The following is a 16,354-nucleotide window of genomic DNA, read 5'->3' on the forward strand; positions in this document are numbered from 1 at the left end:
GGGTCTACTCCTGACGCTCACGCAGTTCTAAGTGGTAGTGCTCGGCAAGCTTCGCCGCTACGGAGAGCCGTAGCCCTCCCTTTCCCTTGGCGAATCGCATCAGTGTCGGGTGCGTAATCCCGGTCGCCTTGGCGATGGCATAGTAACTCGCCGGATCGCCGGCGAGTCTCTCGCGCAGTACATCTTCGATCGTCTTACGCTTGGCTGACATGTATACTACTTTACACAAAAGGCGAACCGAGTCTACTTGCTTTGGCCGCTCTAGAGTGGGGCCTGACGCCTCTGCCCTAGGCCACTTTCGCCCTTTTCAACTGAGTTGAGTCCTCGCCTTGTTCGAATATCGTTCTGTCGTCGACAGCGACAGAACCTAGCTACAGTCGGGACTCACGGGGTTTCGTCACCAAGTCGCCCTGGGCATCGGATGGCGAAGGTTCGCCCCACAACCATGTCTCTCCGCAGGAGACGCAACGCTCGAGGAGTTCACCCTGATGGTCCGTCCGATACGCGACCGAGTCGCCCTTAAGGTCCGCCCCACATGATCGACACTCGGTTGGATAGCGAGCGGCGGTTGATTGGTAGTGTGCATCCACGGGGGGGTCTGACAGCAGCCGGACGAGGTCTGCCGCGTACGCCCGTACCATCGCCCGATCTGCCGTGGTCAGTCGCTTTTCTGGGTCTCGAAGCTGTAAGTCGCCGTTCACGACTCGCAGCGCGACGCCCCAGCTATCGAGCAGCGTGACAAGCATCTGCATCGAGGTTGGTGTGGCTGAGGGGTACATCGTCATGCGGCCTCCCACCCGTCGTCATCCCATCCGCTCGCTTCCGGTGACAGAACCGCGTCACACGCCGTCCCTAACGGGGTTGTGTCGTCTGTCACTGCATCGGTAAGCGAGAATCGTCTAGTTGGTCGCCCGCCTCGCTCTCCTGGGCCGACAGATTCCCAGGCGCCCACTCCGGCCGCCACGAGAGCCTGCAGCACCGCCTCGGCATCCGCGGCGGTCTTGAGCCGATTGAAGCCACGTTGAACTTCGCGGACAGTTGCTGACCCGCCCTTCAGGGCGATCCATTCCGCTATTCGCCGCTGGTCCCGGGCGTCGTCACTCTCTCGTAGCACCCGGTAGACGCGACGCACCTCACGCTTGAACCACTCGACCAACCGGACTGCCGCCGCCATCGTCACCCCGTCGATGCGATTGGCTTTGAGAACGTCGCCGTCGGCCCAACGCACCAAGTGCAAGACGCCAGCGAGCCGTGCCGCGTAGGCTTCGAGTTTGGCGTAGGCTGCCGACTCATCGCCGGTTAGGTCGGCTGCTTCGCGCCCGTGGGCGTTAACAAATTCCACCAGTAGCCGCTTTGCCTCTGCATCGAGCGTCAGCAACATTGGCTCCGGGTCACCGTTGTCATCGACGGCGTGCTGAAGATCGTAGAGACGCATCACCAGCCGCTCGTACCGATCCTCCTCTTCGGGAGGCAGGCCGTGTTCACTCCATTTCTTCGGTTGCCGGGGGGGATACGCCAAGAGCAGCCGCGCCAGCAGCCCGTTCTCACGATGGTCGCCGCCGATGGCGCGGTCGAGCACTCGCGGCTGGATCCCGCCGACGATGCCTACAACAGCCTCAGGGACGAACAGCGGATCCGGATTGGACCTGCGGTCAATCACCGTCGGTTGGGCATTGAACCATGACAGCCAGTGCGAGACATCGCTGCCCCCTTTGCCGTTCTTGGAATAGCGGTCGAAGTCGAGCCATCCGGCCAGCTCGTCGCGGGCTAGAAGAACGCCACGGGGATTCTGATTGAGGATTGGGCCGAGCGACTCGACTGTTGCGTCACCGACTAGTACGCGGCCGATAGGGAACGGGACCGGCTTGCTAGGCGCCGGGCTGTCGCCGCGTTCCCGCTTCCAGACGGCAAGAGCTTTCTCGTACTCGGCTACATCCGCATCGAACGCTTCTCGAACTGCCGCGGCAGCCTTCATCAGCTCCGCCTGCCGACGTTTCAGCGGCCGGATAGCCGCAGAAAAAGCCGGTGTCTTCTGAGAGCCGCTCTCGCCGACAATGGCGGCCCAGATGCACAGGGGTTCGGCCCAACCGGGCTTGAGCAGCACCCGGCGAGTGGTCCCAATCGCTGCTCCGCAAACCGCTAGGACAGGTAGCGCGATGAAAGACTCGTCGCAGCCGATCGATCGGGCAGCCGTGCGAGTGAATTCAGCAAGCCTTGCAGGCAGAGAGTCCGTCGGAAACGGCCGCCAAGCGTCGGGTGGCGCGGCTGCTACGGTATCGGGCTTCGACTTTTGGACAGCGGCAAGGTCAGCTTTCACTACTTCGGTGGCGATCCTCGCTTCGATCTCGGATACGGCGTCGGCGTCTAGCCCCAGAACGACTACCGCGGCCTCCGCAAACTTCGTCCGTTTCCAGGCGATTGCCGGGTCGAAGCGGTCGAGGTGCACTCGCCCATCACTTACGGCCACCACCTTGTGCTCACCATCTCGACCGGTCTCGCCGACGGCAATGTCGATAGTCGTCATCGGACAGCCCCCCCGCGAACGGCTTCCGTCAGGCCGGCGAGTTCCGCGGCCGCAAAGGATGTGACTGGAACAGCCGGCTCTCGCCCGAGGCGGCTCTCCTGCCGTTTCTGTCGGGCGACATTGGCGACGCCCTCCGTTCGGTTGGCATCGGCTTGAGGGCGTGTAGACGTCGCCACGATGCGGCGGCATCTCTCGATCGCCGCGTCGCGGAGCCACCCATCCATAGGACCGAGTGCTGCAGCGAGGAAAAGCTTATTGGCTACGAGCTGCTCGCCGAGCGTCTTCAAACTTGGCGCAAATGAGTCTTCACCATCCCCATCAAGTTCCGCCTTGCGAGCAGCGCGGTCGATCTGAGAAAAAACTCGGCGGATGGCGGCGGATTCGCTTCGCCACGGAGCTTTATAGGGTAGCATTAGAAGTACCTTGCGGAACGCCCGGGCGTCACGTTGTTCAGACGCGCCCGAGCTAGTGAGTTTCAGAGAGCGCCCCGCGCCGGTTGCCGCCGGCGCGGGGTTGCTTGTTGAGGGAAGGACTCGTTCGCTTCACCAGTTGCGGACCAGGTCCTACAAGCCCGACCGCCGGCGCCAATCCGCTGCAGTCGGCCGGGCGCTCCGACTCGGACTGGTTTGTGACTTGCCGCTATCAGCGGCTGTCGGCATCGCCTCTTCGGGAGGATTGGCCGGGCCGCCTTCGAGAAAGGCGAGCACGGCCAGGCGACTGAACCGCCATTGGTTGCCGACGCGGCGGGCGGGCAGATCGCCACTCTTCGCAAGGCCGGCGAGAGTCTTGTCACAGACTTTGAGCAAATGGGCAGCCTCGCTCAGTGTGAGCACATCGGATGGGTGCTCCGATCGGGAGCGGGGTTGGGTCAGCATCGTCCGGCCCTCGGGGTGATTGGCTTTGCCGAGGCGTGATTGCCAAGGCTCTCACTCATACCGAGCCGTCCACTAAATCCCTTGCCAGGAACCTGAGTGGACGGCTTAGAAGCCGAGGAAATCCCGAGCAATCCGCAAGAAATGCGGCGAAGAAAAAAACTGAGCCCGTCCACTAGGAGAAGTGGATGAGTGGACGTGGCAAGTCGCCCGCCACTTTTCTACAAATTGAGCCCGTCAAGGTCTGGCCCGTAAGCCTCGCGGGCCGGCGAATAGTCGTTGGCTAGTTGGCGCAGCTTCGCGACGAAAGCCTCGCGGTCTCTGTCGCGGCGACTCGCATTGTCGCAGGCGGCCTCGTACTGAGGCTGCCCTCCCCAGAGCGATTTAATCAGGTTGGATACGGTGGTGTTCGATTTGATGTCACACTCTCTAGCCAGCACTGTTGGGGTCGTCGACTCCAGGTTGCTAATGCTGTCATCGGAATATCCGTGGTGCTCTAGCAGTCCGGCTATCGCTTTCGCTTTGGCAAGAGGATCCCGTCTCGTGCCGGACCCGGGGTTGCGATGGCCGCCGGAGCCGTTCTCCGACGGCGCCGGATCAGGCTTCGATTGCAGCCCCGCTGAGTTCTCCCAAAACTCCGCCTCTTCCTCGAATAGGTGAGCGATCTTCTTCGTGGTCTCGACCAGCCTACGCGTCTCTCTAGCGTAGTTGCCGAGAACGACATCGAACTCGCTGCCTGGATAACCCTTAGTACCTCCGTACCCAAGGCGGAGCAAGCGACTCCACGTACAGTTGGTGATGGTGAAGAGCTGCGCATAGGCGTCCTCGATACGCTCTTCGTCGAAAGCTACAGCAAGCTCATAGAGGTACGGTATGTCGCCCTGAAAGGCGCCCGCTCCGATTGCCCAGTAGATCGCCTCACCGACTTTGCGCTGGAGAACGGAGACAAACCGCTCGCGTTTGTATTGCTTTTCCCGATTGATGTCGTGAAGCCTCTGCTCTCCCAGCCGAGCGATATTCGAATCCGTCCACTTCTCTTCCTCTCCCAACAGAGGAGCACGGCTCTCGAACTCATCGACCAGGCTCCGTATCTCGGCGGCGCAATTGCGAATGACCTCCGCGTCGGGCGTCGCGTGCTGCTCCCAGGAGGCACGGAGCCGGACTGCCGCCGCACCAAAGCGACCAGGTCCGTACCGGCCCTCCAGGTATCCCAGGAACGCAAGCCGCTGACGTGAGAATGCCCGCGCTACCTTCGGATTGAACGCCACTGCCTGATCGCGAGCCCTGTGGCAGTTAAAAAGGTAGAAATCGGTGTCGCACTTCTCGGTTGAAGGCGAGTACCGCTTCAGTAGAGCCAGGTGCTCGGCGTCGGCTCGCTCATCACCAGCTGCAAGACGTTTTCGAACGTCGTCAAAACGGCGAAAGACTCGCCCAGTACGCAGGTAGTACCAACGGACGTGGTGCAGATTGCCCCGTTCGAGTTGCACAGAAGCGTCCTCCAATATCATCCAAAGGCTGCACTTTGACCGCATCGAGGGGAACCTTGCCGTTCCTGTACAGAAATCAACTGCATTCTGCTCCCGGCGACTAGGGGCCTCTACGGTCGAAATCTCCGAGTCGAATAGCTGTTCTGGCGCCTTCTCCACTGGCCCCAAAACCTCTGTCCCTTCCCCTCCGTTGCCTAGCTATACTGCCCCTTTCCCCTTCTCGAAGCCTCGGTCACCTCGGCCCCGCCCTACGTGGACCCCGAAGCCCAAGCCCGCCGCAATATCGACCGCCAGCTCGTGGCGGCCGGGTGGGTCATTCAGGACGCCAAGGCCATCGACCTGTCGGCCGGGCTGGGGATCGCCGTGCGTGAGTTCCCGCTCACCGGCGGGTTCGCGGACTACCTGCTCTACGTCGACGAGAAGATCGCCGGCGTCATCGAGGCCAAGCCCGAGGGGCACGCCCTCATCGGCGTCGAGCTGCAGTCGGGCAAGTACCTCGCCGGCGTGCCCAAGCGGCTCCCGGCGTGGGCGTCGCCGCTACCGTTCGCCTACGAGTCGACCGGCGTCGAGACCCGCTTCACCTCGACGCTCGACGCCGTGCCCCGCAGCCGCGAGGTTTTTACGTTCCACCGGCCCGACGAGCTGCTCCGCCTGCTGCGGCTGGGCCCGGCCGGGCAGGTCCGCACGCGGCTGGCGTCATTGCCGCCGCTGGTGCCGACGCGGCTCTGGGCGCCGCAGATCGAGGCGATCGAGAACCTCGAAAAGTCGCTCGCCGAGGGCCGCCCCCGCGCCTTGATCCAGATGGCGACCGGCAGCGGCAAGACCTTCACGGCCTGCTCGTTCTGCTACCGCCTGCTCCGCCACGCCGGCGCGAAGCGGATCCTGTTTCTCGTGGACCGCAACAACCTCGGCAAGCAGACCGAGAGCGAGTTCCAGAACTACCAGTCGCCCGAGAACCAGTACAAGTTCACCGAGGAGTACCCCGTGCAGCGGCTGAGCGGCTCGGCCGGAGTCGCCGGGGCCAGCAAGGTCGTGATCAGCACGATCCAGCGGCTCTACGCGACGCTACGCGGCGAGGAGCTCGACGACGAGGCCGACGAGGGATCGCTCTTCGAGTCGGGCGACGCCACGCTCCGCAAGGAGCCGATGCCGGTCGACTACAAGCCGGGCTTCCCGATCGAGACGTTTGACTTCGTCGTCATCGATGAGTGCCACCGCAGCATTTACAACCTCTGGCGGCAGGTGCTCGACTACTTCGACGCCTTCCTGATCGGACTCACCGCCACGCCCACCGACCAGACGCTCGGCTTCTTCCACCGCAACCTGGTCCAGGACTACTCGCACGCCCGCGCGGTCGCCGACGGCGTCAACGTCGGCTACGACGTCTACCGCATCGAGACCCAGATCACCCAGCAGGGCGCCAAGCTGGCCAAAGAGCCCGGCGTCATGGTGCCGCACCGCAGCCGGCTGACGCGCGAGAAGCGTTACAAGGAGCTCGAGAACGACGTCACCTACACGGCCAACCAAGTCGGGAAAGACGTCATCAGCGGCGACCAGCTACGCCTGGTCATCAAAACCTTCCGCGACCGGCTCCCCACCGAAATCTTTCCGGGCCGGACCGAGGTCCCCAAGACGCTCGTCTTCGCCAAGACCGACAACCACGCCGAGGAGCTCGTCGACGTCATCCGCCAGGAGTTCGGCAAGGGGAACGAGTTCTGCCAGAAGATTACCAGCAAGAGCCATCGCTCGCCCGACGACCTGCTCGCGGAGTTCCGCACCGCCTACTTCCCGCGCATCGCGGTGACGGTCGACATGATCGCCACCGGGACCGACGTCAAACCGCTCGAGTGCCTGCTCTTCATGCGCTCGGTCGGCTCGGGGCCCTACTTCGAGCAGATGAAGGGGCGCGGCTGCCGCGTGGTCGATCCGGCCGAGCTCAAGCAGGTCACCAGCGACGCGGTGATCAAGGACCGCTTCGTCATCGTCGACGCCGTCGGGGTCTGCGAGCGCGACAAGACCGAGTCGTGCCCGCTGGACCGCAAGCCGACCGTCGGCCTCGACAAGGTGCTTGACCTGGCCGGCAAGGGCGTCGCCGACGCCGACCTCGCTAGCGCGCTGGCCGCCAAGCTGACGCGGCTCGACCGCAAGCTCACCCCCGAGCAGCGGCAGACGATCGAGCAGGCCGCCGGCGGGCAGTCGATCGCCTCGCTGGCGGCCGACCTGCTCAGCGCGGCCGACGCGGACGCCGCCGCCCAGCAAGCGGCCACCGACCACGCGCTCGCCTCAGCCGAGGAGGCGACCGAAGAGCAGATCGCCGCCGCCGAATCGGACCGCGCCCGCGAGGCCCTGCGGCCGTTCCGCAAGACCGAGCTGCGTGACGCCATCCTCGCCACGTCGCGCGTCGCCGACATCGTCTACGACGAGCAGAACCTCGACGCGCTACTCGGCGCCGGGTTCGACGCGGCCGCACGCGCGAAGGCCGAGGGGCAGCTCGCCGACTTCCGCCAGTACCTCGAGGAGAACCGCGACCGGCTCGAGGCGCTGCAGATCCTCTACAGCAAGCCCTACCGGGCCGGGCTGCGGCTGCGGCACGTCAAGGAGCTGCGCGAGCAGTTGCGGGCCGCCCTGAAGCTCGCCGAGCCCGTGCCGCAGCTCTGGCGGCTCTTCGAAGCCGTCGAGCCCGACCGGGTCGCCCGCCGTGAGGGGGACGCCGTGGTCGATCTGGTGGCCCTGGTGCGTCACGCCCTCGACCGCGCATCGCCGCTCGTGCCGGTGCGGCAGACGATCCACCAGCGTTACGACGCCTGGCTCGCCCAGTGCGCAGCCGGGGGACGCGTCTTCACGGCCGACCAGCGCCGCTGGCTCGACGCGATCCGCGACCACGTCGCCGAGAGCCTTACGATCGCGCCAGACGACCTAGAGTACGTGCCGTTCAACGCGATGGGGGGGCTGGGCGCCGCCCACCGATTGTTCGGCCCCCAGCTGCCGGAGATACTCGCCGAACTCAACACGGCCCTCGCGGCATAGTCGCATAGCGCTGAAGCGGTCTGTAATCATAAATGTCTGATTTCGATGATGTCCCTCGAGGCTGGTCCACAGCTCTTATCGGTGAGATCACGACAACGCAAACGGGCGGCACACCCAGTAGAAGCAACGCCTCTTACTTTGGCGGATCTATCCCCTGGGTGAAGTCAGGTGAACTCGGGGATAGCGTTGTTCGGAGCACCCAAGAATCTATCACTGACCTAGGGCTTGCAGCATCCAACGCGAAAGTTGTCCCTGCCGGCACACTTTGTATTGCTCTGTACGGAGCAACAGTTGGTCGCCTCGGAATCCTTGGGATCGACGCAAGTACAAATCAAGCCGTATGTGCAATCCCGGTTCCATCGGGATTCGACACGCGGTTTGCGTATTACTACCTCTTCTCTAAGCGTGCTGAGCTCGTCGCCCAAGGAAAGGGCGGAGCGCAATCGAATATCAGCAACGGGCTTGTCCGGTCTGTAGCCATTCCAGTTCCTCCGACGAACGAGCAACGCCGCATCGTCGCGAAGCTCGAAGAGCTGTTCTCGCGGCTGGAGGCGGGGGTGGCGGCTTTGGAGGGGGCGCGGGCCAAGCTGCGGCGGCTGCGGGCCAGCGTGCTGAAGTCGGCCGTCGAGGGCCGGCTCACCGCCGACTGGCGCGCCGAGCACAAGGACATCGAGCCCGCCAGCGAACTGCTCGAGCGGATCCTCGTCGAGCGCCGCGAGCGCCAGCTCGCCGCCCAGCTCGACAAGTGGCGCGCCCGCAAAGCGAAGGCCGGCTGGACCGCCGAGCGGATCGCCGCGGCCGAGCCCGCGGAGCGGACGAAGCTCGCCGCGAAGTACCAGGAGCCGAAGGGGCCCGCGACCGACGATCTGCCGGAACTGCCGGCGACGTGGTGCTGGGCGACGGTTGAAGCCATATGCGACGTGTTTACGGGCACGACGCCTAACCGTGGTACCGCCAGGTTCTACGAGAACGGCAGCATTCCATGGATAACAAGCACCGCGGTAAATCACGACTTCGTCGATAAAGAAACCGAGTTCGTCACGGAAGCGGCAACTTTGGAAACAAGGTTGGCTCTCTATCCCGCCGGCACTTTGCTGATTGCGTTGTATGGCGAAGGAAAGACTCGCGGGATGGTTACCGAGCTTCGAATTGATGCAACTATCAACCAAGCGTTGGCGGCCTTGTGTTTCCCGCGCAATCAGACTGGCCTCCGCGACTATTCAAAGGTCTTCCTCAAAGCGAACTACGCTTCACTAAGGCGCAAGGCTGCAGGCGGAATGCAGCCCAACTTGAACCTTAGCCTTGTCAATGCAATCGCCGTCGCTGTACCGCCGCTCGCCGAACAAGCCGAGATCGTCCGTCGCGTTGACGAGCAGCTCAGCCGGATCGACGCGGCCGAGAAGGTGATCGACACGGGGCTCGCCCGCGCGAAGCGGCTGCGGCAGGCGATCCTCAAGCGGGCCTTCGCGGGGCGCCTCGTCCCGCAAGACCCCCGCGACGAACCCGCCAGCATGCTGCTGGAGCGGATCCGCGCCGAACGCGCGGCCGCGGCGGCGAGCAACGGGAAAACGACCCGCGCATCCATCAAGAACGGAACCGGGGGCGGGGACGCCCCGGCTCGCAAGGGAACCAAGAAGGAGGCCACCCGCGTCGCCGCCGTCGCGAAATCGACGCCCCCAACGGAATCCGCAATCCGCAATCCCCAATCCGCAATCGCCCCCAAGCAGCTCTCGCTGTTGGGGGACGAGCCGGAAGCCGCGCACGCGATCGACGCCGAGCAGATCGCCGCCGCGTTCCAGCGTTCCCACGACGGGTACTCGACCGACTACGTCCTCGCCTCGCCCGAGGCCAACGCCCGCTTCCTCGACGCGGCCGCGTCGCTCGGCGTCGACGCGCCCGCCGTGGCGATCAACAAGCACCTGCTGATTGTCCGCAAGACACAAAAGGGCCTGCTGCCCAAGACGTCGCGGCGTTACCGCAACCCGGCGGACCTCGACCCCTTCGAGTTTGTCGCCGAGTGGGCGGTCCGCATCGTGCAGCGGAAGGTCAAGAAAGAGCTGGGCCGCGAGCCGTCGCTCGACACGCTGCTCTGCGACCCGGAGCTCGCCAAGCGCTTCGACGAGATTGCCGCGAAGCTCAAGGCGTTGGACGGCAAACGGCTGCCGTACCGCTGGTTCGCCCTCGCACTGCGGAAGCGGAAGCACAGCGACGCCGGCGGTCTCGTGGCCGAGTTCGCCGAGCCGCTGCCGCTGGAAGAAGCCGTCGCCAAGGCGCCCAAGGGCCCCGGCGTCTATCAGGTGCTCGCCGGCGACCGCCCTCTGTACGTCGCCGCGGCCGACGACGTGCGGAAGCAACTCCTCGTCCACGGCCTCACCACCGGCGACGCTCAGCGCGTGGTGCCCGCCTGGGAAGCCCGCAAGCCGCAAACCGTGGCCCTGCTCGCGAGCCGCCAGCGGGCGGACGAGCTGGCGTCGGCCGCGCGGAGCACGCTGCGCCCGCAACTGAATCTCGTCCTCTAATAAGCTCCTCGCCATGCTCCGCATCGACCGCGCCCAGCAATCGCTCTCGACGCTCGCGACGCCCTCCTTCGCCGGCGCGTCGATCACCGAGCGCTACGACTTACAGGAATTCATCGCCAACAGTCCCGAGGCGTTCTTCGGAGAAGTCGGTGAGCGACTGTTCGTCATCGGCAAAGAGATCGTGCCGTCAAAGAATGTGATGGACCGCGTTGACCTGCTTTGTGTCGACCAAGAAGGCGCCACCGTCATCGTTGAGCTGAAGCGGGGCAATCACAAGTTGCATTTGCTGCAAGCAATTTCGTATGCGGGGATGCTCGCGGAGTGGTCGGCCGACGACGTCCTCGAGCGCCTCAACGAGGACCAGCAGGAGGCTCTTGCCGAGTTTCTCGACGTCGAGGTTTCATTGCTCAACCGATCGCAGCGGATCATGTTGATCGCCGAGGGCTACGATTACGCGCTGCTGGTGGCGACCGAGTGGCTGAACGAGCAGTTCGGCGTTCCGATTACTTGCTGCCGCGTCGGCATGGCGACGGACGCCGCTTCGAACGCGGAGTATCTGGTCTGCTCGACGGTGTACCCCGCCCCGGAGCTGGCGCAACAAGCCGCGCCGCGAGGCCGCCAAGCGATCGAGCGCCGCAGCGGTGGCAAATGGGCGAGTTGGGAGGATGCCTTGGCGTCGACGGAGAATCCCATCGCCGAGGCGTTCTATCGAAAGCAACTGGACGACGGTCGGGAGAACCGACTGCGTTACAGGCTGTTGAGATTCCGTGTGCACGGGAAGCGGCGGTTCGTCACCGAGCTTCGTCGCATTGGCGCCACCGCCGTGCAATTCGGCCGTTTTCCCGGCGACCTCAACTTCTGGCGTGAGCGCATTAGCGATCCACAGTCGTTGGCGACCCGTGTCCAAGACAGCGAGGTGCGGTTTCATCTCCGAACAGAAACCGACTTTGCGACCTTTCTGGATTGCCTCGACGGCGACTTGCAACGAGTGGACTGGCTTCGAGAGACCATTGAGCTAAGGGAAGACGATGAGCAGTGACGTCATCTGGATGGTCCGCGCCGGCAAGGGCGCCCAGTGGATCGACGACTTTCTCGACGACGGGATGGTCGCCATTCATTTTGGGATTGGTGACGTCGCTCCCGACCTTGAGAAGCCGAAGATTTTGGAGTTGCTGCATCAGGCTTTTCCCTCCGCCAGCAAGGGGACCACGGCGGTCTGGGCGTCGCAGGTGCGGAGGTTTCAGACGGAGATCAAGGTAGGCGACTCGGTCGCCACCTACGATCCGACACGCCGGCTCTACTTCTTGGGCGAGATCCGATCGCCGTCTCGCTACGACGCCGAGTCGGGCTGGTCGATCAAGGACGTCTCGTGGTCGCAGCAAGTCAACCGCGACGCGCTCTCGACCAGCACCCGCAATAGCCTCGGCTCGATTGCAACGCTCTTCACGATCCAGGATTCGGCCGCCGCGGAGATGCGCCGGAATGCCGGTCCGATCGGCTCCGTACAAGCGGCCGACGTGCCCCTTTCGCCCGACACCGACACGAGCATCGAAGACGAGTCGGTAGTCTTGCAGGATGTCGGCACCAAGGCTCGTGAGTTCCTCGAAGACCGCATCGCCAAACTCGATTGGGAGCAGATGCAGGAGCTTGTCGCCGAGATCCTGCGGGCGATGGGATATCGTGCGCGGGTCGCCCCAAAAGGCGCCGATCGGGGAGTCGATATCATCGCCTCCCCGGACGGGCTCGGCCTCCAAGAGCCACGGATCTTCGTCGAGGTGAAGCATCGGCCCGGCTCGCAGATCAGCGCCGATCAGGTGCGCTCGTTCATCGGCGGACGCCAGACCGGCGACCGCTGCCTCTACGTCAGCACCGGCGGTTTCTCCAAAGACGCCCGCTACGAGGCGGAGCGCTCGAGCATCCCCCTGACGCTGATCACGCTGCCCGAGCTCCGCGAGCTGCTGACCGAGTACTACGACAAGTTTACGCCCGCCGGCGCGGCCCTGATCCCGCTCGAGCGGATCTACTGGCCGATCTCCTAAGCCCATTTCAAATCTTTCAAAGCCTCCCCCAGCCGATTGACGCTGTCGATTTCGGGGATCGCCGCCTCCCCAGCCGACCTGTTTTCCGAGGTTGGGCCCGCCTAATCGGGCATCATGGCATCTGCTATCCTGGGAGCGATCCCAGCAGCCCCTGCGAGAGACCCGTGGTCAACGACCTCGAATGGAATGAGCCAGAGCCCGCGTCCTTCTATGAGGAAGCCTGCGACTGGCTGGGCGAGGGCTTCGCGACGATCGACGCCGCGCGGGTCCGATCGAAGCAGAAGCTGACGGAACTTTCGGCGTGTCTCGAAAGTCAGACCTTCGGCGAATCGACGGGCTTCATCGCCTTTGGCTCGCTCGCAAGGCTGGAGTTTACCGATGGCAGCGACCTGGACTGGACGCTCCTGGTCAACGGCCCCTCTGACTTAGGACAGTACGAAACCTCGTTGGCGATCAAGAGAAGTCTGGAAGCGGCGGACTTTACCAAACCAGGTCCGTCCGGATTGTTCGGAGGCGTGTCGAGCAGCTTTGAGCTGATCCACCAGATTGGTGGCCTCGAAGACACCAACGCCAATATGACCCGACGTCTCCTGCTTCTCCTGGAGTCCGTCGCCGTTGAGGGCGATATCGTGCGGCAAGGTGTGCTGCATCAGTTGTTGCAGCGGTATGTCCGCTACGGCCGTAGCGTGGAAGGGAGCAAGGCAGAATCATTGAAGCCGCCACGATTTCTCCTGAACGATTTTGTCCGGTTCTGGCGGACGATGGCGGTCGACTACGACGCCAAAAAATGGCTAGCTCCCGATGAGAAGTGGGCGCTGCGGAACGCGAAGCTCCGATTCTCGCGCAAGCTCATCTTCGTAAAGGGGTTGTTGCTCGGCCTCGACTGCCAACTTTCCCCGGATGCTTGGCCGTGGTCGGCGCTGCCAGCCGATGAGTTCCACGAGGCGCCTGAGGAAAGGCTGCAACAGGGCCTCCAGCGATTGATCGAACTTCCGGCGATCGATTCCGTCTGCCGCACTGCCAAGCTGGTCAATGCAAGCGATTCTCTCCGCGAGATCCTGCTCGCCTACGATCAGTTCTTGAGCGTGCTTGCGGACGAGTCGTCCCGGGAGCAGCTCAAGACCTTGCGCTTCGATGAAGCGGAGAAGAACGCGTTGTTCTCCGACCTGCGTGTCGCGGGCAAGAAGTTTGGTAACGCCCTGCAGGATTTGCTATTCCGATCGGACGACAAGTTGACTGCTCTGGCAATGGATTACGGAGTCTTCTAATGGAACGGATATTCGGTTTCTCGACGGGCGCTCTGGCGTTCGGTGATTTCGCCCGCGGCATCGAGCTGCAGGACCGCGATGGCGTCAGCGCGATAGAGCTCTCGGCGCTGCGTGCGCATGAGCTAGCGGGAGCGATTGCGGCCCTCCCACTCCTGGAGAACGCGCGTTTCAAGTATCGCTCGTTCCACGCGCCGAGCGATTTCGGCGGGATGAGCGATCGCGAGATTGTCGATCGGCTCCGCCTGGTAGCGGAGAAGGGATACCCGATCATCCTCCATCCCGATGCGATCACCGATTACCAGCCTTGGAAGGAGTTGGATGAGCTTCTTCTGCTGGAGAACATGGATTCGCGGAAGAGGGACTTCCGCACCGCGCGAGAAATGCTGAACTGCTTCAAAGAGTTGCCAAATGCGAGGTTGTGCTTCGACATCGGACACGCCCGTCAGATCGACCCCACGATGGGCGTCGCGATCGACCTGTTGGCACGCTACCGGACGCGAATTGCTGAGGTCCATTTGAGCGAGGTCGATTGGACCTGCCATCATGTGCCGATCAGCACCTCCGCCGCTCTGGCGTTCCAGCGAGTGGCCAGTCGCATTCCCGCCGAAATCCCTGTCATCATCGAATCCGTCGTGAAGCCGGAGGCCATCGACGCCGAGCTCGTGATGGCCCAGCGTTGCCTCGATCCGGAAGACAACCTCCTGTCCCGTCCTTCGGTCCAGACCATGGCGGTTTGATGAGCGGCAACCCGACCCAGCAGATCGTCAACAAGGCGTGGAGCTTCGCCCACGTGCTGCGCGACGACGGTCTGTCGTACATGGCCTACACCGAGCAGATCACGTTTCTGCTCTTCCTGAAGATGGCCCACGAGCAGTCGCAGCCCCCCTACAACCGGCCGGCGCTGGTGGAGGCCGAGCTCGACTGGGCCAGCTTGCTCGCCCGCGACGGCGAGGAGCTCGAGACCCACTACCGCCATATCCTCAACACGCTGGCCAACCGCACCGGGATGATCGGCGAGGTCTTCAAGCGGGCCCGGCCGGAAATCCAGAACCCCGCGACCCTCAAGAAGCTGATCGTCGACCTGATCGAGCCGGTCGAGTGGATGGCGATGCAGGCCGACGTGAAGGGGGATATCTACGAGGGCCTCCTCTCCAAGAGCGCCACCGAGAGCAGCAAGGGCGCCGGGCAGTACTTCACGCCGCGCGAGCTGATCCGGGCGATCGTCGACGTCATGCAGCCGCACCACAGCGATCGGGTGTGCGACCCGGCGTGCGGCACGGGCGGATTTTTGCTGTCGGCGTACCAGTACGTCACCGACAAGCACTCCGCGGAGATGGACAGCGACGAGAAGAAGCGGCTGAGCCGCGACTTCGCCCACGGGTCAGAGCTCGTCCCCGCGACGGCGCGGCTCGCCATCATGAACCTCTACCTCCACGGCATCGCCGCCGACCCCTGCCCGATCGCCTCGGGCGCCGACAGCCTCGCCAAGCACCCGGGCGAGCGCTACGACCTGGTCCTCACCAATCCGCCCTTCGGCAAGAAGAGCTCGATCTCGATCGTCGGCGAAGACGGCGACCTCGAGAAGGAAGAGACGGCCTACGAGCGGCAGGATTTTTGGACGACCACCAAGAACAAGCAGCTCAACTTCGTGCAGCACGTCCGCACGCTGCTCAACGACCGGGGCCGCTGCGCGATCGTCGTCCCCGACAACGTCCTCTTCGAGGGAGGCGCCGGCGAGACGATCCGCCGTAACCTGCTGCGGCAGTTCGACGTCCACACCCTGTTGCGGCTGCCGACGGGCATCTTCTACGCCCAGGGCGTGAAGGCCAACGTCCTCTTCTTCGACGCCAAGCCGGGCCGCGAGAAGCCCTGGACGGACCGGCTGTGGGTCTACGACCTGCGGACGAACAAGCACTTCACGCTCAAGACCAACCCCCTGAAACGGGCGGACCTCGACGAGTTCGTCGCCTGCTACCAGCCGGGCGAGCCCTACGCCAAGCGCGAGGCGACCTGGAGCGAAGACAACCCCGAGGGCCGCTGGCGGTCCTACGACTTCGAGGAGATCGACCGCCGCGACAAGGCGAACCTCGACATCTTCTGGCTCCGCGACAAAAGCCTCGAGGACAGCGAAGACCTGCCCGAGCCGGACGAGCTAGCGCGGGAGATCGCCGACGACCTGCAGACAGCGCTGGAGGAGTTCGCGGCGATCGCGAGCGAGCTTGAGAGCAAGTAGTCGTGAATGGCCTTCCAACGAGACGGCGGTTACCCGCGTTCAGATTGAGGGCGGTATCCGTGGCGATTAGGCACTCTGCGTCATCTGTCAGGCGGTGGTATCCGCCGCATCAATAATTGCTTGAAGCTTCTCGCGAGCCGATCTCGAAAGTCTCGCCAATCCCACTTCCCGTGCAAAACTGAGCGCAGGGTCATCGGCCTCCAGTAAGTCGGGTCGACTGTGGATCAGCCCCAGCAACTCCGGCGTTAGGATCTCGTCCCGGCTGCGACGCTCATCGCCGGGCGCATGGTAGCGGACATTCCACGAGTTCGCGGACTGTGCGCGAATCCACTACCCGTGGACAAAGACCCGGAATGCGAGACGCGTGTTCCGATGCTCTCGCTAG

12 protein-coding genes and 1 pseudogene are annotated in these 16,354 nt (G+C 63.8%); 8 read left to right on the forward strand and 5 right to left on the reverse strand.

The annotated features are described in order from the left end of the window. Positions 1–4: 4 nt before the first annotated feature. The 5 genes from Spa11_RS19085 to Spa11_RS19105 form a co-directional block, all read right to left on the reverse strand. The gene (locus Spa11_RS19085; protein ID WP_145115408.1) at positions 5–211 is read right to left on the reverse strand and encodes a helix-turn-helix domain-containing protein; all 207 of its coding nucleotides are present in this window, start codon (positions 209–211) and stop codon (positions 5–7) included. Positions 212–371: 160 nt separating this feature from the next. Further along, the gene (locus Spa11_RS19090; protein ID WP_145115413.1) at positions 372–779 is read right to left on the reverse strand and encodes a hypothetical protein; all 408 of its coding nucleotides are present in this window, start codon (positions 777–779) and stop codon (positions 372–374) included. Positions 780–781: 2 nt separating this feature from the next. After that, positions 782–2,524: a YfjI family protein gene (locus Spa11_RS19095; protein ID WP_197529519.1), complete on the reverse strand. Its 1,743-nt coding sequence runs from the start codon at positions 2,522–2,524 to the stop codon at positions 782–784. Positions 2,525–3,087: 563 nt separating this feature from the next. Continuing rightward, positions 3,088–3,399: a helix-turn-helix domain-containing protein gene (locus tag Spa11_RS19100; protein ID WP_145115422.1), complete on the reverse strand. Its 312-nt coding sequence runs from the start codon at positions 3,397–3,399 to the stop codon at positions 3,088–3,090. A gap of 218 nt (positions 3,400–3,617) precedes the next feature. After that, the gene (locus tag Spa11_RS19105) at positions 3,618–4,883 is read right to left on the reverse strand and encodes a hypothetical protein (protein WP_145115426.1); all 1,266 of its coding nucleotides are present in this window, start codon (positions 4,881–4,883) and stop codon (positions 3,618–3,620) included. A 252-nt stretch (positions 4,884–5,135) separates the two neighbouring features. Between Spa11_RS19105 and Spa11_RS19110 the strand changes: the two genes are divergently transcribed. The 8 genes and pseudogenes from Spa11_RS19110 (at position 5,136) to Spa11_RS19140 (ending at position 15,969) form a co-directional block, all read left to right on the forward strand. After that, positions 5,136–7,910: a type I restriction endonuclease subunit R gene (locus Spa11_RS19110; protein ID WP_145115430.1), complete on the forward strand. Its 2,775-nt coding sequence runs from the start codon at positions 5,136–5,138 to the stop codon at positions 7,908–7,910. A gap of 32 nt (positions 7,911–7,942) precedes the next feature. Further along, a pseudogene (locus Spa11_RS23650) lies at positions 7,943–8,452 on the forward strand (restriction endonuclease subunit S); the annotation flags it as partial. A gap of 15 nt (positions 8,453–8,467) precedes the next feature. Further along, entirely contained in the window at positions 8,468–10,429 is a 1,962-nt protein-coding gene (locus Spa11_RS19115) for a restriction endonuclease subunit S (protein WP_231933041.1), read from the forward strand. Between the two features lie 13 nt (positions 10,430–10,442). Beyond that, positions 10,443–11,468: a hypothetical protein gene (locus Spa11_RS19120; RefSeq protein WP_145115439.1), complete on the forward strand. Its 1,026-nt coding sequence runs from the start codon at positions 10,443–10,445 to the stop codon at positions 11,466–11,468. Continuing rightward, entirely contained in the window at positions 11,458–12,468 is a 1,011-nt protein-coding gene (locus Spa11_RS19125; protein WP_145115444.1) for a restriction endonuclease, read from the forward strand. Before Spa11_RS19120 ends, Spa11_RS19125 begins: the two co-directional genes overlap by 11 nt. A 164-nt stretch (positions 12,469–12,632) precedes the next feature. Further along, positions 12,633–13,736 carry a nucleotidyltransferase domain-containing protein gene (locus Spa11_RS19130; RefSeq protein ID WP_145115447.1) on the forward strand — a complete coding sequence of 368 codons (1,104 nt, stop codon included), beginning with the start codon at positions 12,633–12,635 and terminating at the stop codon, positions 13,734–13,736. Next, positions 13,736–14,473, forward strand: a complete 738-nt coding sequence (locus Spa11_RS19135; RefSeq protein WP_145115451.1) for a hypothetical protein — start codon at positions 13,736–13,738, stop codon at positions 14,471–14,473. Before Spa11_RS19130 ends, Spa11_RS19135 begins: the two co-directional genes overlap by 1 nt. Continuing rightward, positions 14,473–15,969, forward strand: coding sequence for a class I SAM-dependent DNA methyltransferase (locus Spa11_RS19140; RefSeq protein ID WP_145115454.1), 1,497 nt, complete (start codon positions 14,473–14,475; stop codon positions 15,967–15,969). The genes Spa11_RS19135 and Spa11_RS19140 overlap by 1 nt, the downstream gene beginning before the upstream one ends. Positions 15,970–16,354: the final 385 nt, after the last annotated feature.

This window comes from Botrimarina mediterranea (assembly GCF_007753265.1).
GTDB lineage: Bacteria > Planctomycetota > Planctomycetia > Pirellulales > Lacipirellulaceae > Botrimarina > Botrimarina mediterranea.